At 73.9% G+C, this 22,649-nt stretch carries 19 protein-coding genes; 8 read left to right on the top strand and 11 right to left on the bottom strand.

Annotated elements, in window-relative coordinates; genetic code table 11:
* Window positions 1-19: 19 nt before the first annotated feature.
* From M1O15_RS16050 to M1O15_RS16040, 3 genes are all read right to left on the bottom strand, one after another.
* A complete protein-coding gene (locus M1O15_RS16050; protein ID WP_248634525.1) occupies window positions 20-970 on the bottom strand; it encodes a carbohydrate-binding protein in 951 nt (316 codons plus the stop codon).
* A gap of 265 nt (window positions 971-1,235) precedes the next feature.
* On the bottom strand, window positions 1,236-3,290 hold the full coding sequence (locus M1O15_RS16045) for a beta-1,3-glucanase family protein (RefSeq protein ID WP_248634524.1): 2,055 nt from the start codon (window positions 3,288-3,290) through the stop codon (window positions 1,236-1,238).
* 290 nt (window positions 3,291-3,580) lie between these two features.
* Window positions 3,581-6,373, bottom strand: coding sequence for a dienelactone hydrolase family protein (locus M1O15_RS16040; RefSeq protein ID WP_443735618.1), 2,793 nt, complete (start codon window positions 6,371-6,373; stop codon window positions 3,581-3,583).
* Window positions 6,374-6,547: 174 nt separating this feature from the next.
* On the opposite strand from M1O15_RS16040, the gene M1O15_RS16035 reads away from it, so the two are divergent.
* The 6 genes from M1O15_RS16035 to M1O15_RS16010 all read left to right on the top strand — a co-directional run bounded on the left by M1O15_RS16035 (window position 6,548) and on the right by M1O15_RS16010 (window position 12,172).
* On the top strand, window positions 6,548-6,703 hold the full coding sequence (locus M1O15_RS16035) for a hypothetical protein (RefSeq protein ID WP_248634523.1): 156 nt from the start codon (window positions 6,548-6,550) through the stop codon (window positions 6,701-6,703).
* Window positions 6,704-7,164: 461 nt separating this feature from the next.
* Window positions 7,165-9,069 carry an amidohydrolase gene (locus tag M1O15_RS16030; protein WP_248634584.1) on the top strand — a complete coding sequence of 635 codons (1,905 nt, stop codon included), beginning with the start codon at window positions 7,165-7,167 and terminating at the stop codon, window positions 9,067-9,069.
* Window positions 9,066-9,572 carry a DoxX family protein gene (locus M1O15_RS16025; RefSeq protein WP_248634522.1) on the top strand — a complete coding sequence of 169 codons (507 nt, stop codon included), beginning with the start codon at window positions 9,066-9,068 and terminating at the stop codon, window positions 9,570-9,572. The genes M1O15_RS16030 and M1O15_RS16025 overlap by 4 nt, the downstream gene beginning before the upstream one ends.
* Before the next feature lie 46 nt (window positions 9,573-9,618).
* Window positions 9,619-10,362 carry a GPR1/FUN34/YaaH family transporter gene (locus tag M1O15_RS16020; protein WP_248634521.1) on the top strand — a complete coding sequence of 248 codons (744 nt, stop codon included), beginning with the start codon at window positions 9,619-9,621 and terminating at the stop codon, window positions 10,360-10,362.
* Window positions 10,363-10,478: 116 nt separating this feature from the next.
* Window positions 10,479-11,456, top strand: a complete 978-nt coding sequence (locus M1O15_RS16015; protein ID WP_248634520.1) for an alpha/beta hydrolase — start codon at window positions 10,479-10,481, stop codon at window positions 11,454-11,456.
* Between the two features lie 47 nt (window positions 11,457-11,503).
* The gene (locus M1O15_RS16010; RefSeq protein WP_248634519.1) at window positions 11,504-12,172 is read left to right on the top strand and encodes a hydrolase; all 669 of its coding nucleotides are present in this window, start codon (window positions 11,504-11,506) and stop codon (window positions 12,170-12,172) included.
* Window positions 12,173-12,327: 155 nt separating this feature from the next.
* Here M1O15_RS16010 and M1O15_RS16005 read toward each other — a convergent pair whose 3' ends face one another.
* The 3 genes from M1O15_RS16005 to M1O15_RS15995 form a co-directional block, all read right to left on the bottom strand.
* Window positions 12,328-12,831: a nucleoside deaminase gene (locus M1O15_RS16005; RefSeq protein WP_248634518.1), complete on the bottom strand. Its 504-nt coding sequence runs from the start codon at window positions 12,829-12,831 to the stop codon at window positions 12,328-12,330.
* Between the two features lie 446 nt (window positions 12,832-13,277).
* Window positions 13,278-14,045, bottom strand: coding sequence for an ABC transporter permease (locus tag M1O15_RS16000; protein ID WP_248634517.1), 768 nt, complete (start codon window positions 14,043-14,045; stop codon window positions 13,278-13,280).
* On the bottom strand, window positions 14,035-15,018 hold the full coding sequence (locus tag M1O15_RS15995; protein WP_248634516.1) for an ATP-binding cassette domain-containing protein: 984 nt from the start codon (window positions 15,016-15,018) through the stop codon (window positions 14,035-14,037). Before M1O15_RS15995 ends, M1O15_RS16000 begins: the two co-directional genes overlap by 11 nt.
* Before the next feature lie 170 nt (window positions 15,019-15,188).
* Here M1O15_RS15995 and M1O15_RS15990 point away from each other — a divergent pair, with 170 nt between their 5' ends.
* Entirely contained in the window at window positions 15,189-16,028 is an 840-nt protein-coding gene (locus tag M1O15_RS15990; RefSeq protein WP_248634515.1) for a TetR/AcrR family transcriptional regulator, read from the top strand.
* Window positions 16,029-16,268: 240 nt separating this feature from the next.
* Complete coding sequence (locus M1O15_RS15985) at window positions 16,269-16,919, top strand: LmbU family transcriptional regulator (protein WP_308282351.1); 651 nt, start codon at window positions 16,269-16,271, stop codon at window positions 16,917-16,919.
* Between the two features lie 123 nt (window positions 16,920-17,042).
* Here the strand turns inward: M1O15_RS15985 and M1O15_RS15980 are convergent, their stop codons facing one another.
* The 5 genes from M1O15_RS15980 to M1O15_RS15960 all read right to left on the bottom strand — a co-directional run bounded on the left by M1O15_RS15980 (window position 17,043) and on the right by M1O15_RS15960 (window position 22,623).
* The gene (locus M1O15_RS15980; RefSeq protein ID WP_248634513.1) at window positions 17,043-18,326 is read right to left on the bottom strand and encodes a cytochrome P450 family protein; all 1,284 of its coding nucleotides are present in this window, start codon (window positions 18,324-18,326) and stop codon (window positions 17,043-17,045) included.
* A 117-nt stretch (window positions 18,327-18,443) separates the two neighbouring features.
* The gene (locus M1O15_RS15975; RefSeq protein WP_248634512.1) at window positions 18,444-19,484 is read right to left on the bottom strand and encodes a methyltransferase; all 1,041 of its coding nucleotides are present in this window, start codon (window positions 19,482-19,484) and stop codon (window positions 18,444-18,446) included.
* 84 nt (window positions 19,485-19,568) lie between these two features.
* The gene (kynU, locus tag M1O15_RS15970) at window positions 19,569-20,831 is read right to left on the bottom strand and encodes a kynureninase (protein WP_248634511.1); all 1,263 of its coding nucleotides are present in this window, start codon (window positions 20,829-20,831) and stop codon (window positions 19,569-19,571) included.
* Window positions 20,832-20,866: 35 nt separating this feature from the next.
* Window positions 20,867-21,736, bottom strand: a complete 870-nt coding sequence (locus M1O15_RS15965; protein ID WP_248634510.1) for a tryptophan 2,3-dioxygenase — start codon at window positions 21,734-21,736, stop codon at window positions 20,867-20,869.
* Window positions 21,733-22,623, bottom strand: coding sequence for an alpha/beta hydrolase (locus M1O15_RS15960; protein ID WP_248634509.1), 891 nt, complete (start codon window positions 22,621-22,623; stop codon window positions 21,733-21,735). Before M1O15_RS15960 ends, M1O15_RS15965 begins: the two co-directional genes overlap by 4 nt.
* Between the last annotated feature and the right edge of the window lie 26 nt (window positions 22,624-22,649).

Raw genomic sequence — 22,649 nt, 5'->3', positions numbered from 1 at the left:
CCGCGGAGGGGAAGAGAGATCAGGAGAAGGCGAACGAGTCCACGACGAAGCGCGCACCGCTCCCGAAGGTCAGAAACACGTCCTGGACGTCGCGGGTGCTGGTGATGTCCGCCGGCACGGTCCGCCAGGTGGCCGAGCCGGTGTCGCCCACGGAGAAGGAGCCGATCGGCGGGGCGGACGGTGAGCCCAGGCGCACGGTGACCAGCGCGCTGGAGCCGTCGGCGCTCTCGTACCGCAGCCGCGTGGCCAGCCGGCTCAGCCCCCGCTCGCCGAAGTCCAGCCGGAAGCGCAGGGTGGCGCCCGCCGAGACATCGGCCCCGCCCCCGTCGACCACCACCGCTCCGTCCCCCGAACCGGCGGGCACCGGCCCGATCGCGCTCGGCACGGCGCTGGGGGATGCCGCCGGATGACCGGTCGCGGGCACGCCTCCACTCGCATCGCTGCCGGACGAGGAGGCGCTGACGTCCCGCAACCCGGCCCAGGAAGGGGACACCGCGTCGGCGGGGGAGCCGCTCGGCACCGGGGGCCCAGCCGACCGGTCCGGCCGCGGAGAACCGTGGACGGCGGAGGACCGCGTCGGCTCGGGTGCCGGCCCGGTCGGTACCGGGGGCGCAGGCGCGGTGGGGACCACCAGCGCGTCCGGCCGCGGGTCGCCGCTCGGGCGGAGTGTGAGCACCAGGCCCACGAGAACGGCGGCACAGCCGGCCGCTCCGGCCAGGGCGTACCCGGAGAGCCGGCGCCCGCGCCTCGCCACCGCCCGCTCCCGGAGAGGGGGCGGCTCCGGCGCACGCGGAGGCGCCACCACATACAGCCGGGCGGTCGGCTCGTCGGGTTGGACGGGGCTGGCGGGTACGGGAACGGGGTGGTGCGCCGGGGCGTCGGGCGGGGGAGGGGTGGGGTGGCGCAGATACGGCCGCACCAGCGCCGGGGCTGCCGCGGGGCGGGGGCCGCGGTCGTGGGGCTGGGGCATGGGGAGGTGGTCCTTTCCGGCCGCGGCACGGTCTCGGCGGCAGGGGCTCGGCGGCACGGCTTGGGCGGCACGGACTCGGTGAGATGGCTCGGCGAGATGGCTTCGGCGGCAGGGACTCGGTGGGGTGGCTCGGCGGGGGGGCTTGGGCGGCAGGGACTCGGTGGGGTGGCCCTGTCGGGCGCGGGGCGCCGGCCGGTCGGCGGATGCCGCCGTACGGGACGGTGAGCCGTACCGTACGGCGGCGCGGCGCGGTGCCGGACCGGTGTCAACGCTGGTCGAAGCGGAACCAGTTGAGGTTGACGAAGTCGGCGCGGCTGCCGATGAACGTCAGATACAGCTCATGGGCGCCGGTGACCGGGCGGCTGAGATTCATCGGGACCGTGGTGAAGGCCCCCCAGCCGCCGGTGGAGGAGAGGTCGATCTCGGCGATCTTCGTCCCGGTGCGGCCGCCGAGGCGGAACTCGATGCCTCCGCTGATCCCGGGTGCGGCACCCGAGGCGAGCCGGCAGCGGACCACCCGGGCGGGCGCGGTGCCGAAGTGGACCCGGGCGAAGTGCAGCCAGTCACCCGCGGACACCGAGGTCACCTGCCGGCCGGTGGAGCCGGGGGAGGTGTCCGGGGAGCGCTCGACGCGGGTCCCGGACTGCCGGGTGTACGCGGCGGCGGCGATGATCCCGGTGGCGGCCTGACCGGTGCCGCCGCCGGTGGCGGGCTGCGCGGGGATGGTCACCGGGGCGGACGGCGGGGACAGCCGCCCGTCGTCGGCGCGCGAGCGGACGGTGAGCCGGTGGTCCCGCCCCGGTCGCAGCGAGGAGAGGGTCGCGGTGGTCGCCGTGACCGAGGCGGCCTGCTGGCCGTCCAGGCTGACCTCGTACCCGCTGGCACCGGCCGCGCCCTCCCAACTCACCTCGGCCGTGGTCCCCGTACGGGACAGGACCCTGACCCCGGTGGGCGCGGCGAGTGCGGCCGGTGCGGGCTTGCCCGGGGCGGCGGCGGTGCCGGGGGAGTGCAAGGTGACGGTGAGGTGCCAGCGGTCGGGCTCCCGGTAGTGGAAGACCGTGCCCGACAGGTCCTTGCCGCCGGCCGGGCTGACGTCGTCGAAGGCGAAGGCGTAGCCCCGGCCGCCCTGGGCGATCTCGTGCACCAGCCGGGAGTAGTGGTGGACGGGCTGGTCGCGGTAGAAGGTCCGCTCGGGGATGTCCGGGTGGGTGCCGTCCTCCAGCAGGGTGCTGCGGGCGAAGGCCGCCCCGAGGACGGCGGCGATCCGGCCCTGCTGGGTGGCGTTGATCGCGTGCAGCGAGCCGTCGCAGCCGAAGATGTCGGCCTCCGCGGTCCGCCGGGCGGCCGCCCCGGTGAGCTGGGGGTCGAGATGGGTGCCGGGCCGGGGGAACGAGGCGGGGGAGCCGTCGCTGACGCCGCGGAAGACCAGGCGGTCCCCGGAGGTGTTGCCGGTGACCGTCTTGCCGGGCCAGACCTCGCCCAGCGCGATCCGCAACCCCGGCCTGCCCTCCCGGTAGCGGTCCCAGACCTGGTCCACGTAGTCCGCGTAGTGGCCGCGGAAGACCCGAGTGCCGAGCCCGTCCAGCTTGGCGGGACTGGTCACCCGTACCAGCCGCCCATGCTTGTCATGGACCGGGCAGGCCGCCCAGTCGCCGCCGGCCTTGGCCAGCTCGCGGGCGAGGCGCGCGGTGCCGCCCGGGCCCACCCCGCCGACCTGCTGCACCGGCCCGCTCGCCGGCTCCAGTTTCAGGGCGAGCGGCAGGCCGACGGCGTCCACCATGGAGATGTTGGCCGTGATCCCGCGCTGGTCGTAGGTGAACTCGCAGTAGTCCCACAGCATTTCGTAGGTGGGATCGGAGGGGGTGCCGGGCGCGGGCTGCACCAGCAGTCCGGCCGCCCGGCCGGGGTGGCGGTTGGCGCTGAAGGGCAGCTCGCTGTCGAGGGCGAACCACACCCGGCCCGATATCAGCCGCTCCCGCAGGGTCAGGGCCTGCCCGAACGGGATGCGGAAGCGTCGCAGGAACGACGAGAGGTCCTGGCCGTCGGCGGACGGGTTGGGCACCGGCACCAGCCGCCCGGTGGCCGGGTCCAGGAAGGCGTGCCCCTCGAAGACCTCCCCCTTCATCAGGTTCGCCGCGACATAGGCGAAGGCCGCGCCGCGGCCGGACTCGTTCACCAGGGTGACCCGGGGGCCGGAGGCCTCGTCCTGACCGGCGAACACCCGGGTGCCGACCCCGGCCAGTACGGCGGCCCCGCCGGCGGCGGAGGCGGCGACGAATCTCCTGCGGGCCCACAGCGGCTTGGCGGCTCTACGAGACATACGTGATGCGTCCTTTGTGCTTGGCTGCGCCGAGCCTAGGGACGGGGAGGCGGGGCCGTGTTGACGGCCGCGGCCACCGGATTGATCCTTCCGGCCGGTTCTCGCCCCTGAGGGTGGCCGGATCGTGGCGGAGGGCGGAGAACCGAGGGGGCGGGGGCGGGCCGGGGAGCGTCGCGGTCCCCGGGCCCGTACACCCTGCGGATCCTCAGTGGCTCCGAATGACGGAGGGCTCCGGGCATCGGATGGATGCCCGGAGCCCCCGGCCCCGCCGTCGCGTTACGGTGCGCCGGTCACGGCGCGTCGCGGACGGTGCCCTCCAGCGGCTGGCCCACCGTCTCGTCCTGGTCGCCGCGGAGGGCGGCAATACGGACATGCTCGACCGGCTCGGCCACGTCGTCCTTGACGGTCGGAACGGTCAGCTCCCCGCTGGTCTCACCGGCCGGGATGTTCAGCCACAGCGAAGCGTCCAGCCGGGAGAGCGGGACCGCGGTGCCCGGGACCTCGCCCACCAGCTCGGCCAGCCACTCCCGGTCCACGTCGGCGGTGGACAGCTCCGGGCGGCCGCCGGTGACCGGCACCAGCTTGCCGAACGCGGAGATGTCGACGTCCGCGGGCGCCGAGAGGGAGGCCCGCCAGGTCAGCGCCGCGCCCTCGGTGACGGAGGCGGCCACCGGCCGCACGGTCACCTTCGGCATCGGGTCGTCGTTCTTGGCGAGCACCCCACCGGACTCCGAGCCCACCACGGCGCCCTTGACGGCCTTCACCACCATGGTCTGGGCCTCGTCCCAGCCGTACCGCTTGTTGCCCTTGACCTTCATCTGCACCTTGATGCCCGCGGTGCCCGGGCCGACCTGGGCCACCCGGCCGGTGGTCTTCCCGGTGGCCGAGTCGACGACGTACAGCCGGACCGTGCCCGTGCCCTTGCCGGTGGTGCACACCGGCACCTGGTAGGTGCGGACGCCGGAGTCGCCCTCCTTGACGGTCAGCCGCCCGATGTCGACCCGGGTGAGCGCCGCGCTGCTCACCGCCGGGGTCCCCGGGCGCCAGGCCCAGGCGTCCATCAGCAGCGCCTGGCCGGAGCCGGAGCGCGGGATCAGCTCCAGGGACGCGACCTTGCCCAGGTCGAGCCGGGCGCGGACCGCCGCGCTGAGCGGGACCCGCACCTCCTGCGCCCAGTAGGAGGCGGTCCGGTCGGTGCCGGGCAGCCCGTCCAGGCGTACGCCGCCGAGGACCGCCCGCTTGCCGGCGGCGTCCTTGACCGCCACGTCGAACTTCGTGCCGCCGCTGTTCGGCGGGACCGCCAGCCGCAGCGCCAGGGACTCGGCGCCCTTGGCGGAGAGCGGCTTGCCCGGGGTCATCCGGGTCGCGGTGCCCGGCTTCTTCCAGGACAGGGCGACCGCCCGGCGGCCGGCCTCGTGCTCCGGGACCCAGCGGGCGAAGTGCGGGGACTGGCCGGGGGCGTTCTCGCCGAGGCAGGCGCTCCGTCCCGGGGCGACCGCGTCGCAGAGCCGGCCGTCGCCGGCCACCGTCACCGCTCCGTCCGGCAGCAGGCCCGCGCCGCGCCCGGCGCCCACCGCGTGGCTGAGCACCCGGGCCGGGTCGGCGGACGGGGCGCGCCGTCCGGTGCCGTCCACCAGCGGGCGCACCCGGTCGTCACCGGCGGCGAACAGCCGGGCCGCGGCGGCGATGTAGGTGGCGCCTGCCCGGTGCTGCTGGTCCGCGGTGAGGCGACCGGGAGCCTTCGGCGAGCACAGCGGGTCGGGGGTCTCGGAGTCGTCGTAGAAGTCGTCCCCGGCCGGTGCCTGCGCCTGACCGGGCGTCCACTCGCTGTTGAAGTAGTTGTGGTTGGCGCCGACCATGTAGACCGAGCTGTGCAGGGCCTTGCCCTGGCTCACACCGCGGGTGCCGTCCGCGTACACCTGGCCCTGGAGGTCGGAGACATCGCCGTCGCACCCCGGCAGGATGGTCAGCGAGGGCACGTCGGCGACCGGGTTCTGGCCGAAGATGGTGGGCCCGATCAGCACGGTGCCGCGGATGGTCCAGCGCACCTTGCCCTTGGCGCCGTCCTGCGCGGGCGGCGGCGGGTAGAGGCTGTCCATGGCCGCGCGGTTGACGCCCTCACCACCACGCGAGTGCCCGACCAGCAGCACCTTGGAGAGGTCCGCCTTCGGTCCCTTGCGTACGGCCTCCGGCGCGCTCGCCGGGTCGGCCGCCCACTGCGCCCAGCGGGCCAGATGGGCGCGGACCAGCGAGGAGCGGGCCTGGGCACCGGCGTCCTCGAGCTCCCCGTCCTGGCCGTTGACACCGTTGGCGGAGATCGACACCGTCACATAGCCCTGGGAGGCCAGCAGCTTCTGGTCGCGGAGGTAGCCGCGGTGGCTGGGGATCGGCTTGCTGCCCTTGGCGCACGGCCAGTCGATGGAGGTCTCCTCCTTCCCGGGCACATAGCAGGTCGAGTGCCGCCCGTGCAGGAACAGGGCGACGGGCCGTTTGCCGGGGGCGCCCTTCGGCGCCACGACCACCCCGCGCATCTCCACGGCCGCGGGCAGGCCGGGGAACCTGACCGAGGGCAGCGCGTACTCGCCGGTGGTGGTGGCGTACGAGCCCGGCTTGCCCGGGTCCACGGCCCCGGCGGGCAGCTGGGGCGGCAGCGTCACCTTGGGCGGCTTGGCGGCGCGGCGCCCGCGCTTCTCGCCGCCGGGCCCCTCGTCCAGCCGGCGTCCGGCCGCCTGGACCTCCAGGGCGCTCAGGTCGGCGCCACCGGTGGCTTCGAGCGGGAGCCGGAAGGTCCGCCCGTCGTTCGCGGCCTCGGGCACGCCCACCAGTCGGCCGTTCGCGTGGAACTCCACCCGGGCATCACCGTGCGGCACCGGCCGGGGCGAGCGCCACTCCAGCTGGTTGCCCCCGTCCGCGCCGGTGACCCGCCAGCCGGGTGGCAGGTCGTTCCCGGTGGTGCCGCGCGCCGTGGTGGTCGCGCGGGTGTCGGGCGGCACCGGGTCGGCGTGCGCCACCGCGGGCGCCATCACCCCCGCCACCGTGAGCACCGCCGCCGCGGTGGCCCATGCGTTCCGGCCAGCTATCAAGGCTCCTCCTCAACCCCCGTGATGGGCGAGCAGATTCGGGGTTCGAACGTGCTCTCGGGCTCGGAGACGGGGAAAACCACCCCGGGGTTGCCTGGGTGCTGTTCCGGTCGCAGGGCACCACCGGCTTCGAGGTGCGCCGCACCGAAGCACCCGCGCGGCCTCCGGAAGCCCTCGGTGGTCTCCGCCACCGTGCAGACGGCGGGCACCGGGTTCGGCAGCGCCAGCCACTTCGGCCGCCGCTTCCGGGCGGCCTACGGACTCACCCCTCCCCGCGCATGGCGGCGGCTGGCGGTGGCCGAGTCCGTCCCCCGCGAACGGACCGGTGGCTGAGCGCTCACCGCGCCCGGACCGGTGGCTGGGCGGGCGCCCGGGGCACGTATACGTACCGGCCGCGAGGCACGCCGGGCCCGGGCCGCTGACTGAGCGGGCGCCCGGGGGCGCGTGCAGGCCCGGACCGCCGGCTGGGCGGGCGCCCGGGGCACGTATACGTACCGGCCGCGAGGCACGCCGGGCCCGCGCCGCCGGCTGAGCGGGCGTCCGGGGCGCGTACATGTAAGGGCCTCCGGGGACGCCGGGCCCGGGCCGCCGGCTGGGCGGGCGTCCGGCCGCGCGTACCCGACTCCGCCGGGCGTACCGCTGCCGCGGCGGGGCTGTTCGCCCCTGGTCAAGTCCTCTGCGCGGTGGGCACAGACCCCTCCCGACCTGCGCTCCTACGGTGAACTCACCACTCCGGGCCCGGCGAATCGGCCGGAGCCCCGACGACTTCACCGGAGGTGAGCGACGTGACCAGCATGCCGGTTGCCGGCCTGGTGCCGTCCGCGGGCGCCGAGGAACCCGCCGATCTGCTGATTCGCAACGCCCGGTGCCACACCGGCGACCCGGCCCGGCCCGAGGCGCGCGGTGTGGCCATCCGCGGCGGCAGCATCGTCGCACTCGGCGACGACCGCGAACTGGCCCCGCTGGCCGGGCCGTCCACCACCGTGGTGGACGCCCTCGGCCGGCGGGTGGTGCCCGGCCTCAACGACTCGCACCTCCATGTGATCCGCGGCGGCCTCAACTACGTGCTGGAGCTGCGCTGGGACGGTGTCCGCTCGCTGCGGCAGGCGCTGGCCATGCTCCGCGAGCAGGCCGGCCGCACCCCCAAGGGGCAGTGGATACGGGTGGTGGGCGGCTGGACCGCCGAGCAGTTCGCCGAGCGGCGCATGCCCACGGTCGCCGAGCTGAACGCGGCCGCCCCGGACACCCCGGTCTTCGTCCTGCACCTGTACCAGTCGGCCCTGCTGAACCGGGCTGCCGTGCGGGCGGCGGGCTTCACCCGGGAGACCCCCGATCCGCCGGGCGGGCAGATCGTCCGCGGCCGGGACGGCACCCCCAACGGCGTCCTGCTGGCCGCGCCCTCCGCGCTGGTCCTCTACTCCACCCTGGCCAAGGCCCCGACCCTTGACCCGGCCGAACAGCGGTCCTCCACCCGGCACTTCCTGCGCGAGCTGAACCGGTTCGGGCTGACCTCCGCGGTGGACGCGGCCGGCGGCTTCCAGAACTTCCCCGACAACTACCGTACGGTGACCGACCTGGCCCGGGACGGCGAGCTGACCCTGCGGATCGCGTACCACCTGTTCCCGCAGACCGCCGGGCAGGAGCTGGCCGACCTCACCCGCTGGATCGAGACGGTCCGCCCCGAGGACGGGGACGGCTGGCTGCGGCTCAACGGAGCGGGGGAGAACCTGACCTGGGCCGCCGCCGACTTCGAGAACTTCACCGAACCGCGCCCGGAACTCGCCGCGGGATACGAGGGCGAGTTCGAGAAGGCGGTACGGCTGCTGATGGAGAACGGCTGGGGCTTCCGGCTCCACGCCACCTATGACGAGACCATCCGCCGCGATCTCGCCGTCTTCGAACGGCTCGCCGCCGACGGGCTGTTCCCGGCCGGCAACCGCTGGCTGTTCGACCACGCCGAGACGGTGAGCGACGCCAGTCTGGAGCGGATCGCCGCACTGGGCGGCGGGATCTCGGTGCAGAACCGGATGTCCTTCCAGGGCCGCGCCTTCATCGACCGCTACGGGGCGGCGGCCGCCACCCGCACCCCGCCGGTCCGCCGGATGCTGGACCAGGGGATCACGGTGGGCGCGGGAACCGACGCCACCCGGGTCTCCTCCTACAACCCCTGGGTGGCGCTGCACTGGCTGGTCACCGGCCGGACCGTCGGCGGCCTCGCCCTGTACCCGCCGGGAAATCTGCTCAGCCGGGAGCGGGCACTGGAGCTGTACACCCGCGGCGGGGCCCGGCTCACCGGCGAGGACGGCGTCAAGGGCATCCTGCGCGAGGGGTACTACGGCGACCTCGCCGTCCTGTCCGACGACTACTTCACCGTCCCGGACGAGGACATCCCGCACATCGAGTCGGTGCTGACCGTGGTCGGCGGCCGGGTGGTGCACGCGACCGCCGAGTACGAAGGGTTGGACGAGCCCCGCGAACCGGTCACCCCCGCCTGGAGCCCGGTCGCGCACTTCGGCGGCTACCAGTCCGGCCCCCGGTCCGGCACGCGCGGCAGCGTGCCCGGTGCGAGCGGCGCCCGGCAGGCCGCGATGATGGCGGAGGCCGTCGCCGAGTCGGCCCGGCACCACGAGTGGCGGGTGGCCCGGGGGCTGGACCCCGAGCCGCGGCCCGGCGGCTTCGACCCCTGCTTCGGCTCATGAACGCCGGACTGCTGGTGCTCCGCCTGGTCATCGGCGTGCTGATCGCCGGGCACGGGGTGCAGAAGATCAGCTTCCACCTCGGCGGACACGGACTGCGGGGAGGGATGGAGGAGTTCCGCGGCGACGGCTTCCGCGGTGGCGCCCTCACCGCGCTGGCCGCCGGTGCCGGCCAGATCGGCTCGGGCCTGTTCCTCGCCGCCGGCCTGCTCACCCCGCTGGCGGCCATGGTCGCCATGGGCGTGATGACCGTGGCCCTCACCGTCAAGTGGCGGCACGGGCTGTGGGTGCAGAACGACGGCTACGAGTACCCCCTGGTCCTGGTGGTGGCGGCGGCCGCCCTGTCGGCCACCGGCCCCGGCGCCTGGTCCCTGGACGCCGCCCTCGGGCTGGCGCCCTGGGCGCCCTGGTGGGCCGTACTCGCCACGGCCGCCGGGGTGGGCAGCGGGCTGCTGACCCGGGCGGTGCTCCACCGGCCGGCCGACCCGCCGCCGGTGCCCCGGTGACGCACCCGCCCGCCACCGCGACCCACGGCACACCAGAGAGGCCACCATGAGCGACGATCCCGCCACCGCCCCCGGACACCCCGGAGACTCCGGCCACCTGGAGCAATCCCGCTCCTCCGGACGGCACTTCGAGCCCGATCTGCGGCGGATGACCCGGATCACCCTGCGTCCCATCGCCTCCCCGATGCCGGTCGGCTTCTTCGCCGTGGCCATCGCCTCGGTCCTGGTCGGCAGCATGCAGCTGGGACTGTTCGGCGAGGGCGCCCACCGGGCGGTGGCGCTGGCCATCCTCCCCGCCTTCGTTCTCCAACTGGTCGTCGCCGTCCTGGCCTTCGGGGCGCGCGATGTGCTCGCCGCCTCGCTGATGTCCTGCTTCTCCGGCACCTGGCTGGCCAGCGCCCTGGTGCTGGCCGTGGACCCGCCCCAGGGCACCCGGGTGCTCGGCGCGCTCAACCTGGTCTTCGCGCTGTTCGCCCTGCTGATGGCGACCGTGGCGCACCGCAAGCGGGTGATGTGGTTCGTGCTGTGCGCGGCGGTACCGCGGTTCACCGCGGCGGCGCTGGCCAACCTCACCGGGGCGCACTGGGCCGGCCTCGTCTCCGGGGCCCTGGGCCTCCTCCTCGCGGCCGTGGCGATGTTCGCGGCGTTCGCGCTGATGCTGGAGGACATGGCCGGCGAGGAGGTCCTCTTCGTCGGACGCAAGGGCCCGGCCGGCGAGGCCGTGGACGGCGACCTCTCCGTACAACTGCGCAACCTGGAACGGCAGGCAGGGGTGCGGCGCACCCTCTGAGGCCCGGCCGGCGCGCCCCACCCCCGTACCCCCCGTACCCCCCTCGTACCCACGCCCTCCGGCGTTCCCGTGACGAGCGATGACGACCCATCACGACCGATGAAAGGTGACAACCGATGTCCGAGACGAGCGATCAGCCCAGCCGCCCGCCGGTGCTGGAGACCGCTGCCGCGGAGTTCGCCGCCGCCACGGCCCACCCTCCCTACCTCTACGAGATCCCCGTGGAGGACGGCCGCAAGGCGGTGGACGAGGTCCAGTCCGGCGCCGTCGCCAAGCCGGAGGTCGACGAGGAGTGGGTGACCGTCGAGGGCGGGCCCACCGGCTCGGTGCCGACCCGGATCGTGCGCCCCGCCGGGCACCAGGGGCCGCTGCCGGTGATCCTCTACATCCACGGCGCGGGCTGGGTGTTCGGTAACGCGCACACCCATGACCGCCTGGTGCGGGAGCTCGCCGTGGGGGCCCGCGCGGCGGTCGTCTTCCCCGAGTACAGCCGCTCGCCCGAGGCCCGCTACCCGGTGGCGATCGAGCAGAGCTACACGGTGGCCCGGTGGGTCGCGCGGGAGGGCGCCGCCAAGGGGCTCGACGCCACCCGTGTCGCGGTGGCCGGCGACTCGGTCGGCGGCAACATGTCGGCGGCGCTCACCCTGATGGCCAAGGAGCGCGGCGATCTGGAACTCGCCCTCCAGGTCCTCTTCTACCCGGTCACCGACGCCTCCTTCGACACCCCGTCCTACCGGGAGTTCGCCGAGGGCTACTTCCTGCGCCGCGACGCCATGAAGTGGTTCTGGGACCAGTACACGACCGATGAGTCCGAGCGCGCCCGGATCACCGCCTCCCCGCTGCGGGCCACCACCGAGCAGCTGACCGGTCTGCCGCCCGCGGTGGTCATCACCGCGGAGGCCGACGTCCTGCGGGACGAGGGCGAGGCGTACGCCGACCGGCTGCGGGCCGCCGGTGTGCCGGTGACCGCGGTACGGGTCAAGGGCGTCATCCACGACTTCGTGATGCTGGACGCCCTGCGCTCCACCGAGGGCGCCGAGGCCGCGATCACCCTGGCCGTCAGCGCCCTCCGCAAGGCCCTCTACCAGCTCTGACCCGCGCCGGATCCGACCCCCTGACACCACCCACACCAGGAGCACCCATGCCCGAGCTCGACCTCGACCAGGTCACCGCCGCCCCCAGCCCCGACCTGCTCACCCCCGACAACGCCGTCTTCCTCTTCGTCGACCACCAGCCCCAGATGTTCTTCGGCACCGGCAGCGGCGACCGCACCTCCGTCGTCAACAGCACCATGGGACTGGCCAAGGCGGCCAGACTCTTCGAGGTCCCGGCCGTCATCACCACGGTGGCCGCCGAGTCCTTCTCCGGACCGGCGCTGCCGCAGCTCACCGAGGTCTTCCCGGACCACAAGCTCATCGACAGGACCTCGATGAACGCCTGGGAGGACCCGAACCTGGTCGAGGCGGTCCGCGCCACCGGCCGCCGCAAGATCGTCATAGCCGGGCTGTGGACCGAGGTGTGCCTGGTCATGCCGGTGCTGTCGGCGCTCAGCCAGGGGTACGAGGTGTATGTGGTCGCCGACGCCTCCGGCGGCGTCACCCCCGAGGCGCACGAGCACGCCCTGGAGCGCATGAGCCGGGCCGGTGCGGTCACCGTCACCTGGGTGCAGGTGCTGCTGGAGCTCCAGCGGGACTGGGCGCGCACCGAGACCTACGACGGGGTGATGGACATCGTCAAGGCGCACGCCGGCGCGTACGGACTGGGCGTCGTCTACGCCAAGCACTTCATCGGAGCCCACGCGGCAGGCTGAGCCCCCGCCGCCCCGCGAGTGCGACACGGCGACCGCCCGGTATCCTCCCGGCGGTCGCCGTCCCCGTCCCCGCCCGCGCTCCGGCCGACCCCGACGGGTGTACCGGCGGTAGACCGGCCGCCGGTCGCCGTTGGGGGAGAGTAAAGGGGGCCGGGTCAGTAGTCGACGCGGTCCGACTTGGCCAGCCAGGCGTCGAACGGCGCCGTGCGGTTCGGCAGGTCCAGCTGTTCGACCGGCATCGGCCACAGCGAGGCGGGCTTCTTGTCGAACAGCTCGTAGAAGCGGCGGTCGTCGAAACCGGCCACCGCGGCGTCGTGCCGGTCGGCGGCGTAGACGATCCGGTCGATCCGCGCCCACAGCGCGGAGGAGAGGCACATCGGACAGGGCTCGCACGAGGTGACCAGAACGCAGCCCTCCAGCGAGAAGTCGCCCAGCTGCTTGCAGGCGGCCCGCATCACGCTGACCTCGGCGTGCGCCGTCGGGTCCAGGGTCGCGGTGACCTGGTTGTTCCCGCTGGCCACCACCAGGCCGTCCTTGACGACCAGCGCGCCGAACGGACCGCCGCCGCCCGCCACACTGCGGGTGGCGAGGTCGATCGCCTCGTTCAGCCAGGCGTGCTCCAGGTCCTGGACGCCGGCTTCCTGGATGTGTGCGGTCACGGTGACTCCTTGTCGGTAACGGTGGTGGGGGCGTGCGCGGGTGCTCCACCGCTAAGGAGTACACAGCCAACCGAGTGGATTCAGCCAGGAAAGGAAGGCATGAAAGGGACTGGGGGCCGGGCCCGGCTCTTCGTAGATTCCCACAATGGGCCGAAGCCGGAGGCCTCCGCCGGACCGCGGAACAGGTCCTACCCACCTCCACGCCGTGCCGGCCCGGTCCGGGGTCGGCTTCAGGGACTGGGCGGGTGCCCGGCGGCTGGAGGAGTGCCGCCGGGCGCTGTCCCGGTGCCGGCGGGCCACCGGACCATCGAGTCGGTGGCCCGCCGCCGGGGCTTCACCTCCGCGTCCCGTGTCAGCCGCGCCTGCAAGGCCGCGTACGGGATGTCCCCCGGGACTGGCGCGGGCTCAGGACCGGCCGCTGAGCGGCGGGCGCGGCCCGGCGAGGGTCAGGCGTTCTCCTTGCGGAAGGTCCGGGTGCCCCACAGCAGCGCCAGGGCGGCCAGCAGGAGCAGCACCACCGAACCGGTCAGCAGGGTGGACGAGTCCCAGTCGCCCCGGAACGCGGCCCGCTCGGCGTCCACCACATGGGTCAGCGGGTTGATCCGGGCCAGGTTGTACAGCCAGCTCGGGGCCATCTCCTCGGTGACCGGCAGCAGCACGCCGGACAGCAGCAGCAGGGGCAGCAGCACCGCGTTCATCAGGGACGGGAACGCCGCCTCGCTCTTGAGTATCAGCGCCAGCGCGTACGACCCCGAGGACAGCGCGATGGCCAGCACCGCGGCGATGGCCAGGCTGAGCAGCATCCCGGACAGCGGCGCGTCCAGGTCGAAGACCAGCAGGGTGACCAGCACGATCAGCACCGACTGCGCGGCGGCCTGCACGGCCTGGGCCAGGACCTTGCCGAAGAGCAGGGCGGACCGGCTGGCGGCGGTGGTGCGGAAGCGGTCCACCACACCCACCCGGTACTCGGTGAGCAGCCCGACCCCGGCGAACGCCCCGCTGAACAGCGCGGTCTGCACGATGAGGGCCGGGGTCAGCACCTTCCAGGCGTCACCCGAGGGGAAGCCGGGGGTGTGCTCGGCCACCGTCACCATCAGCGGACCGAACAGGAACAGGTACAGCAGCGGCTGCATGATGCCGATCAGCAGCCAGGTGGGGCTGCGCAGCGACAGCGTCATGTCGCGGGTGAAGATCAGCCAGGTGTCACGCAGCATGGGTGGCCTCCACGGCCGGGTCGGGGCGCTCGCCGTCGCGCAGCGAACGGCCGGTCAGACTGAGGAACACATCGTCCAGGGTGGGCCGGTTGACCTTCACCGAGGTCATGGTGATGTCCTGGGCGTCCAGGGTGCGCAGCAGCTCCGGCAGCGCCGTGTCACCGCGGGCCACCCGGAACCGCACGGTCGTCTCGTTGACGGTGACCTCGTGCGCGCCGGGTAGCCGGTGCGCCAGCTCGGCGGCCTCCTCGGCCCGGTCGGCGACCTCCACGGTGACGGCGTCGCCGGCCACCCGTGACTTGAGCTCGTCGGGGGTGCCCTCGGCGACGATCGTGCCGTGGTCGGTCACCAGGATCCGGTCGCACAGGGCGTCGGCCTCGTCCAGGTAGTGGGTGGTGAGGAAGACGGTCATGCCCTGCTCGGCTCGCATCCGCCGCACATGGTCCCAGAGGTTGGCCCGGCTCTGCGGGTCGAGCCCGGTGGTCGGCTCGTCCAGGAAGACCAGCTCCGGCCCGTGGACCAGCCCCAGGGCGATGTCCAGCCGGCGGCGCTGGCCGCCGGAGAGCGTCTTGGTGGGACGCTGGCCGAGGTCGGCCAGGTCCAGCTCGTCGGCCAGCAGCGCCCCGCGCCGCCTGGCCTCGGCCCGGGACAGCCCGTACAGCCGCGCCTGGGTCTCGATCTCCTCCGCCACCCGGGCCTCCGGCCAGGAGGACCCGCCCTGGGCGACATAGCCGATCCGGCGCCGGACGCCCTGCGGGTCGGCCAGCAGGTCGCAGCCGGCCACGGTGCCGGTGCCGCCGGTGGGGCGGAGCAGGGTGGTCAGCATCCGCAGGGTGGTGGTCTTGCCGGCCCCGTTCGGGCCGAGGAAGCCGACGAGCTCGCCGGCCGACACGTCGAAGTCGATGCCCTTCACCGCGTCGACGGTCCGCCCGCGCACGGCGAACTGCCGGGCCAGACCTCGCACTGTGATCATGAGTCCTTCTCTCTTGCCCGCGGTGCCCGCCGCGCCCACCGGGCGACGGCGGTCCGACGCCGGCAGGCCGTCCCGGCACGGGCGAGGGCCGCGTACGCCGCTCACCTGATATGCTTACACCGTAAAGAGTTGCCCGGTGGAGGTTACTTTATGCGGTAAGGAGTTGCAAGGTGGTCGTTTTTGCCGGACAGGGCGACGCCCGTCGCTCGATGGCTCTGCTCTGGCGCTCGGCCGATTCCGCGGCCACCCGGGCGGCGCCCGGGCCCAAGCCGGGGCTGGATGTCGACACGATCGTGGCCGCGGGTATCGCACTCGCCGACGAGCAGGGCATGGACGCCCTCTCGATGCGCGCGGTGGGCAGCCGGCTGGGGCGCACCGCCATGGCGCTCTACACCTACGTGCCCAGCAAGAGCGAGCTGGTCGACCTCATGCACGACCGGGTGCTGGCCGAGCTGCCGACCGTCTACGGCACCGCTGCGGGCTGGCGCCCGGCGATCACCGGCTGGGCCGACGACACCTGGGACTTCTATCTGCGCCACCCGTGGGTGCTCTCGGTCTCCCAGGCCAGGCCGGTGCTCGGCCCCGGCGAGTACGCGCAGCTGGAGACGGTGGTCCGGATCCTCGGCGGCATCGGCCTGGAGCCGCTGCGGGTCCGCCGGGTGATCGCCCTGCTGTTCCAGTTCGTCCGGGGGATGGCCCGGGTGGCGGCCGAGCAGCGGCAGGCGGCGGCGGCCACCGGGGTGTCCGACGACGAGTGGTGGTCGGTCCGCTCGGCGCTGCTGGCCGAGGTCGCCCCCGACTTCGCCGAGCGCTTCCCCGCCCTGGCGGCCCTGGAGGCGCGGGCCACCCCCGCCGCCGAGCGGCCCGCCGGAGCCGGGCAGCCCGAGGAGGCCGGCGAGGCCGAGGGGTCGCCCGCCGAACGCGAGGCCCGCCAGGCCTTCCTGGCCGGACTCCAGGTCATCCTCGACGGTGTCGAGGCGGCCGTGCGGTCCGCGGGCGAGGAGGGCTGAGGCTCCGGCGGCCCGCCCCCGTGCCCGCCCGCGAACCCATTACCACAGAATGAAGTTACCTATTCGGAAGTACGATTTCCGGACCTCCCGCCGAACTGCCGCGCACTGACCGGAAACGCACATTGACTCGATCTCAAAAGCTGTTCTACGGTTTTTCGGGCTTACGTCCTCGACTGGGCAAACCGTGGGCCGAAAACGGCTGGTGCGAGATGTGTCGGTGCCTCGATGGCAGGGGGATGCGTGCAGCAAATCGCCAGAGACGACCAGGACGACCGGCGGCTACCCGTCAGCCGGCGGGGGGCCGCCAGGTCCGCGCCGCGCAGGGATCCCGGCCAGGAGCGCATCCTGACCACCCGGGTCGGGCTGAAGATCCCGGTGGGCCTGCCGTACGACCGGTGGCAGAAGGCGGGAGCGCACATCTTCCAGATCGCCGACTCCTCGGCCTGGTGTCTGGGGGACTGGATGGTCTACGGGCAGGAACGTTACGCCGACCGCTACCAGACTGGGGTGCAGGCCGCCGGGCTGGACTACCAGACCCTGCGCAACTACGCCTGGGTGGCCCGGCACTTCGAGCTCTGGCGGCGCCGCGAGGAGCTGAGCTTCGGCCACCACGCCGAGGTCACCTCGCTGCCACCCGCCGAGGCAGACGCCTGGCTCGACCGCGCGGAGCAGCACGGCTGGTCCAGGAACCAGCTCCGTGCCCAGCTGCGCCAGAGCCGCCAGGGCAACCGGGCGGTGAGCGCACCCGAACGCGCCAGCCTGCCCCGTATCTCGGCCCCCTCGGACCGGGTGGAGCGCTGGCGGGAGGCGGCCTCCCGGATGGAGCGGGACTTCGAGGAGTGGATCCTGGTCGCCCTCGACCGGGCCGCCGCCCACGAGATCGGCCCCTGACCCGCGCCCGCGCCGCTGGGCGGGCCCACGCTCCGGCCGCCTCCCCGAGGCCGCCGCACCGGCCGCCTCCCCGAGGGGCCGCCCACCACGGGCGGCCCCTCACCTCTGTCCCGGCCCGGTCGCTCAGGGCGTCAGCCGCAGCCGCAGCGAGTTCAGCCGCCAGCTCCCGGGCAGCCGGGCCCGGTCCAGCTCGCCCTCCGGATCGGCCAGCGCCAGCTCCGGGTAGTGCTCCAGCAGCGTGCCGAACGCCACCTCGCCCTCCTGCCGGGCCAGGGTCGCGCCCAGGCAGTAGTGGATGCCGTGGCCGAAACCGACATGGTTCTCCGCCTGCCCCTCCTGGTGGCGCAGGATGTCCAGCCGGTCCGGCTCGGCGTAGTGGCGCGGGTCGAAGTTGGCCGACACCAGCACCAGCTGGACCGCGTCACCCCGGGCGACCGGCACCCCGGCCAGCTCCAGGTCCTCGGTCGCGTACCGCAGCCTGGCCACCTGCACCGAACCGCACCAGCGCATCAGCTCATGGACCGTGCGCGGCAGCAGCGCGGGGTCCTTGCGCAGCAGCGCCAACTGCTCGGGATGGGTGAGCAGTGCGGCGGTGCCGTTGCCGATCAGATGCGCGCTCGTCTCGTGGCCGGCCAGCACCAAGGTCAGGATCATGGTGACCATCTCGGTGTCGCTGAGCCGGCTGCCGTCGTCGTCCTGCGCCCGGATCAGCGCGCTCAGCAGGTCCTCGCGGAGCGCGGCCCGCCGTTCGCCGATCAGCTCATGGCAGTAGCGGATCATCACCGGGAAGGACTGCTCCAGCCGCTCGGGCCGCATTGAGACCAGGTCACCGCCCCACTCCCGCCAGGAGTCCAGATCGGCCGCCGGGATGCCGACCAGCTCGCAGATCACCCGGATGGAGAGCGGATAGGCGAAGTGCTCCAGCAGGTCGACCGCGCCGTCCGGCTCCGCCCGCTCCGGCAGCCCGGCCAGCAGCTCCTCGGCGATCCGCTCGATGTCCGGCCGCAGATCCAGGATCCGGCGGGCGGCGAACGCCCGGGTCACCAGCCGGCGCAGCCGGGGATGGTCCGGCGGGTCGCTGTCCAGGATCGAGCCCAGCAGATACACCCGCAGCTGGTGGGGGACGTTGAGCAGGTCCATCATGCTGGTCCGCGGGTCCGCGCCCTGCTGGCCGGGGACGTGCGAGGGCGTGTTGACGAACCGGGGGTCGCGCAGCACCCGCCGGACGTCCTCGTAGCGGGTGACGAACCACACCGGGGTGCCGTCGACGAACCGGCCGCGGACCACCGGCGCCTGCTCGCGCAGCCGGCCGTATCCGCCGAACGGGTCCGCCAGCAGCGGCGGGTCCATCATGTGGGGGCAGGTGCCCGGGCCGGTCTCGGCGGCGCCGGGGGCAGTCAGGGACATGGTTCGGGCTCCGATTGGCTCGCAGGTGCCCCGCGGGAAGGCCGCGGGGGCGTCACTCGACCGCACCGCCACGGCGCGGGGCGGTCACTTCAGGGCACTGGTCGTCCCGTACGGCGGTCACTTGACCGCGCTGATCACGCCGTGCGGCGTCCACCGGCCGCCCGGCAGCCGCTCCGGCTTGACGAAACCGGCGGCGGCGAACCACTCCTCGTACTGGCCCCACCGGTAGATGGTGCTGCTCCCGGCGGGCAGGGTCGCGAAGTAGACGTTGTCCAGCGCCGCGTACAGCGGGCCGTCGCCGCTGTCGTCGGACATCGCGCTGAACACCAGCACCCGGCCGCCCTCCGGCAGGGCCGCGTACGCCTTGCCCAGCAGCCGGGTGTTCTCCTCCGGCGACCAGATCACCAGCTGGTTGGCGAAGAGGACGCAGTCATGGCCCGGCGGATAGTCGTCGGCGAAGATGTCCGCGGCCCGCACCTCGATCCGGTCGGCGAGGCCGCGCTCGGCGATCCTGCGCCGGGCGATCTCCACCGTGCCCGGCAGGTCCAGCACGGTGAAGGAGACCCCCGGGTTCGCCTCGGCCAGCGCGATGGCGTTCACCCCGTCGCCGCCGCCGACGTCCAGCACCCGGCGCACCCCGGTCAGATCCGCCTTCTCCACCAGCACCGGGTTGGACAGTCGCGACCAGGACCGCATACAGCGGTAGAACAACTGCTCAAGCTCCGGGTCGGCGGACAGCCGGTGGTACAGGTCCGGTCCGCTGCCCTTGATCCGTCGCAGACCCACATTGGTGTCGGCGCGCAGCGACTCGGTGAAGTCCACCTCGGCGGGGCGGACGATCCGCTCCTCGTAGTCGATCAGATCGTCGATGATCTCCCAGGTGCCGTCGGCGAACAGCCCGTCCAGCAGACCGGCGTTGCGGTAGTGCTCGCCCTCGCGGACCGTCAGGCCCAGCGCGGTGGTGCCCAGCAGCAGGATCTGCACCGGCCGCTCCGCCAGCCCCAGTTCCTGTTCGACCTCCCGCGCGGTCAGCCCGGGACTGCTCCGCAGCAGCCGGAACAGGCCGAGGTTCCGGCCCGCGTTGAGCATCTGGAAGGCCGAGGAGCCGAACAGGATCCGGACCAGGCCGTCGGTGGTGAGCGGGGACACGTCTGCCATCAGGGCTCCCAAGCGAGACAAGTAAGACAATTGAGATAGGCGAGACCTTGAACGGGTGAGAGGTACGGGGGTGAGGGGTCGCGATCAGGTCACCCGGGCCAGTCCGGGCGGGCGGGAGAGGTAGGCGCCCCGGGCGGCGACCTCGCGCAGCCGGTCCAGCGCGTCCCACACCTCGGTGAACCGGGTGTACAACGGGGAGGGGCCGATCCGCAGCCGGTCCGGGGTCCGGTAGTCGCACACCACCTTGGCCTCCGCGGCGAGCGTCTGGCAGATCCGCCAGGCCTCCGGATGGTGCAGCGACAGATGCGAACCCCGCAGCTCCGGCGGGCGCGGCGAGGCCGGCCGGAACCCCAGCGGGGCGAGCCAGTCGTCCGCCAGGGCGTCCGCCAGCCGGCCCAGCAACAGGCCCTTGGCCCGGATGCGCGCCACCCCGGCCTCCTCCACCACCGCCAGCGCCGGATCGATCGCCGCCAGCGACAACAGCGGCGGGGTGCTCACCAGGAACCGCCCGATCGACGCCACCGGGTCGTACTCCGGCCCCATCGCGAACTGCTCCCGCTGCCCGAACCACCCCCACACCGGCTGCCGCAGCACCTCGTGCAGCTCCCGCCGCACATAGAGGAAGGCGGGCGAACCGGGGCCACCGTTCAGATACTTGTAGGTGCAGCCGACCGCCAGCTCCGCGCCCGTCGCCGCCAGCTCCACCGGCACCGCCCCGGCCGCGTGCGACAGGTCCCACAGCACCCGCGCCCCGGCCGCGCGGGCCAGCGCGTTCACCGCCGCCATGTCCGCCAGCGCCCCACTGCGGTACGACACCAGCGACAGCACCACCAGCGCCACATCCCCGTCCAGCGCCGCCCGCAGCACCTCAGGGTCCAGGCCGCCGTCCAGATCCGAGGCGAGCCGGCGCAACCGCAGCCCGCGCTGCTCGGCCAGCCCCTGGAGCACATAGCGGTTGGTCGGGAAGTCCTCGGCGTCCATCAGCACCGTGCCGCGCCCCGGGGCCGCGTCCAGCGCGGCGGCGGCCAGCTTGTAGAGGTTCACCGAGGTCGAGTCGGACACCACCACCTCACCGGGACGGGCGCCCAGCACTCCCTCGGCGAGGCGGTCCCCGAGCCGCGCGCCCCAGTCGATCCAGTCACCCCAGGACCGCACCAGCCCGCCGCCCCAGCCCTCCTCCACCACCTCCCGCAGCAGCTCCGGGGTGGCGGCCGGCAGCCGGCCCAGCGAGTTGCCGTCCAGATAGATCGTCTCCGGGTCGGTGATGACGAACCGCTCCCGGAACGCCGCCAGCGGATCGGCCGCGTCCAGCTCCTCGGCCACCGCGCGCGAGATCCCGCCCTCCATGGTTCCCCTTCCCTCCTACGGCTTCGGTGAGCGGTTCAGAGCGCGGCGCGCACCGACCACAGCTCCGGGAAGAAGCGGTGCCCGCTGATCCCGGCCAGCCAGGCCACCCCCTCGGTGCCGCCCGTGCCGGGCTTGGCACCGAGGACCCGCTGCACGGTCAGCAGATGGGTGTAGCGCCAGCGGGCGAACTGCTCGGCGGTGTCCATCAGCGCCTCGGCGAGCAGATGCAGGTCCCGGTGGCGCACCGGATCCCGGTACACCGCCCGCCAGGCCTCCTCCACCTCCGCCCCCACCCGGTACGGCTCGGCGGCGCCCTTCTCGCTGCGACCGTCCTCGGGGGCCGCCAGCAGACCGCGCCGCACCAGCAGCTCCAGCGCCGCGTCATACAGGCTCGGCTCACCCAACTGCCCCACCACCGCGTCATATCCGGCGGTGCCCCGATGCGGGCTCGCCATCGCCGGGTTCTTGTTGCCCAGCAGGAACTCCAGCCGCCGGTAGCCCACCGACTGGAACCCGGAGGCCGAGCCCAGCACATCCCGGAACTCGGCGAACTCCACCGGCGACAGCACCGAGAAGGTGTCCCAGGAGACCAGCAGCACCTGCTGCACCCGGGCCGAGCGGCGCAGCGTCCACAGCGCCTCGTCCACCAGGTCCTTGGCCAACTGGTCCCGAGCCGTGCTCAGTTCCGTATGGAGCAGCTTGAACAGCAGCTCCTTGACCTGGCTCATGATGATGAAGCCCGGCTCGGTGTCGGCCGTGCTGAGCGGATGCTGGAGTGCCAGCAGCTCGTCCATCCGGGCGTAGGAGGCGTACGGGGTGGTCCCCGGCGCGGAGCCGCCCCCGAACGGGCACCCTCCGGTCGGCCGCCCGCCGCCCACCTCGCCAGCACCCTCATCCACGGTCATCCGTTCGTCCCTCCCCGCTCCGGTCCCAGCCCCAGCAGGCCGAGGACGGTGTCGCCCAGTTCGGTGCCCCGGACGCCCAGGTCACCGGGGAGGTCGAAGTGGTCGCGCCGCTCGGCGACGACCTCCGCCACCTCCGCCCTGCCGCGCAGCGCGGCCACCATCCGCTCGTGCTGGCGGACGTACTCCTCGGTCTCGTTGCCGCCGCGTGCCATCACCACCGGTGGCAGCCGTTCCGGCAGCCGGTGCAGCGGGCTGTTGCGGCGAGCGGCGGCCTCGTCCAGCCGCAGGGCCTCGTTGACATAGCTCAGCCGCACCGGCTCCAGGTCGTACATCCCGCTGAGCAGCACCGCCCCGGCGATCCGCCCGGACACGTCCGGGCCGCCGTCAGGCTCCTCGTACGGGCCGGGCAGCAGCGCCATCGCCGCCAGTTGCGCCCCGGCCGAGGTGCCGCAGAGATACAGCCGGTCCGGGGCGAACCCCAGCTCCTCCGCCCGGTCCAGCAGCCGGCCCACGGCCCGCCGCACCATCCCCGCCATCGCGTTCAGACCGGTGCCCGGCGCCAGCCCGTACTCGACCACGGCGACCGCCGCACCCGCCCGCAGCAGCGGCGGCGCCGGGAACGCCGACTCGGCCCGGCCCAGCGCCTGCCAGTTGCCGCCGTGCACGAAGACCAGCAGCGGTGGCCGGCCCCGGCCCGGCCCGGGGTCCTGGCGGCCGGGGAAGTAGTCGAGCAGCTCGGCGGGGTGCGGCCCGTACCGCAGCCCGGCCCGTACCGGATGGTCGCGCCGGGCGGCCTCGCTGCGCCGCTCGTACAGCGTGAGATACGCCGCCAGGCTGGGCACCCGCGAGCTGGGCGAGTACTGCCGGTCCAGCGTCGCCTGGTCCATCCCCCGATACACGGCCTCAGGAGAAA

Origin of the sequence: Streptomyces lichenis (assembly GCF_023218175.1) — a bacterium.
Classification (GTDB): Bacteria; Actinomycetota; Actinomycetes; order Streptomycetales; family Streptomycetaceae; genus Streptomyces; species Streptomyces lichenis.
The sequence above is the reverse complement of the archived record's forward strand: the minus strand, read 5'-3'. Positions and strand labels throughout refer to the sequence as shown.

What these genes read in the sequence shown, in the direction of transcription:
- M1O15_RS16010 (WP_248634519.1), top strand. Translation starts at nt 11,504, where the DNA reads ATGCCCGAGCTCGACCTCGACCAGGTCACCGCCGCCCCCAGCCCCGAC.
- M1O15_RS16030 (WP_248634584.1), top strand. Translation starts at nt 7,165, where the DNA reads ATGCCGGTTGCCGGCCTGGTGCCGTCCGCGGGCGCCGAGGAACCCGCC.
- kynU (WP_248634511.1), bottom strand. Translation starts at nt 20,831, where the DNA reads ATGGAGGGCGGGATCTCGCGCGCGGTGGCCGAGGAGCTGGACGCGGCC.
- M1O15_RS16020 (WP_248634521.1), top strand. Translation starts at nt 9,619, where the DNA reads ATGAGCGACGATCCCGCCACCGCCCCCGGACACCCCGGAGACTCCGGC.
- M1O15_RS15965 (WP_248634510.1), bottom strand. Translation starts at nt 21,736, where the DNA reads ATGACCGTGGATGAGGGTGCTGGCGAGGTGGGCGGCGGGCGGCCGACC.
- M1O15_RS16050 (WP_248634525.1), bottom strand. Translation starts at nt 970, where the DNA reads ATGCCCCAGCCCCACGACCGCGGCCCCCGCCCCGCGGCAGCCCCGGCG.
- M1O15_RS16045 (WP_248634524.1), bottom strand. Translation starts at nt 3,290, where the DNA reads ATGTCTCGTAGAGCCGCCAAGCCGCTGTGGGCCCGCAGGAGATTCGTC.
- M1O15_RS15980 (WP_248634513.1), bottom strand. Translation starts at nt 18,326, where the DNA reads ATGTCCCTGACTGCCCCCGGCGCCGCCGAGACCGGCCCGGGCACCTGC.
- M1O15_RS16025 (WP_248634522.1), top strand. Translation starts at nt 9,066, where the DNA reads ATGAACGCCGGACTGCTGGTGCTCCGCCTGGTCATCGGCGTGCTGATC.
- M1O15_RS16015 (WP_248634520.1), top strand. Translation starts at nt 10,479, where the DNA reads ATGTCCGAGACGAGCGATCAGCCCAGCCGCCCGCCGGTGCTGGAGACC.
- M1O15_RS15995 (WP_248634516.1), bottom strand. Translation starts at nt 15,018, where the DNA reads ATGATCACAGTGCGAGGTCTGGCCCGGCAGTTCGCCGTGCGCGGGCGG.
- M1O15_RS15960 (WP_248634509.1), bottom strand. Translation starts at nt 22,623, where the DNA reads ATGGACCAGGCGACGCTGGACCGGCAGTACTCGCCCAGCTCGCGGGTG.
- M1O15_RS15975 (WP_248634512.1), bottom strand. Translation starts at nt 19,484, where the DNA reads ATGGCAGACGTGTCCCCGCTCACCACCGACGGCCTGGTCCGGATCCTG.
- M1O15_RS16000 (WP_248634517.1), bottom strand. Translation starts at nt 14,045, where the DNA reads ATGCTGCGTGACACCTGGCTGATCTTCACCCGCGACATGACGCTGTCG.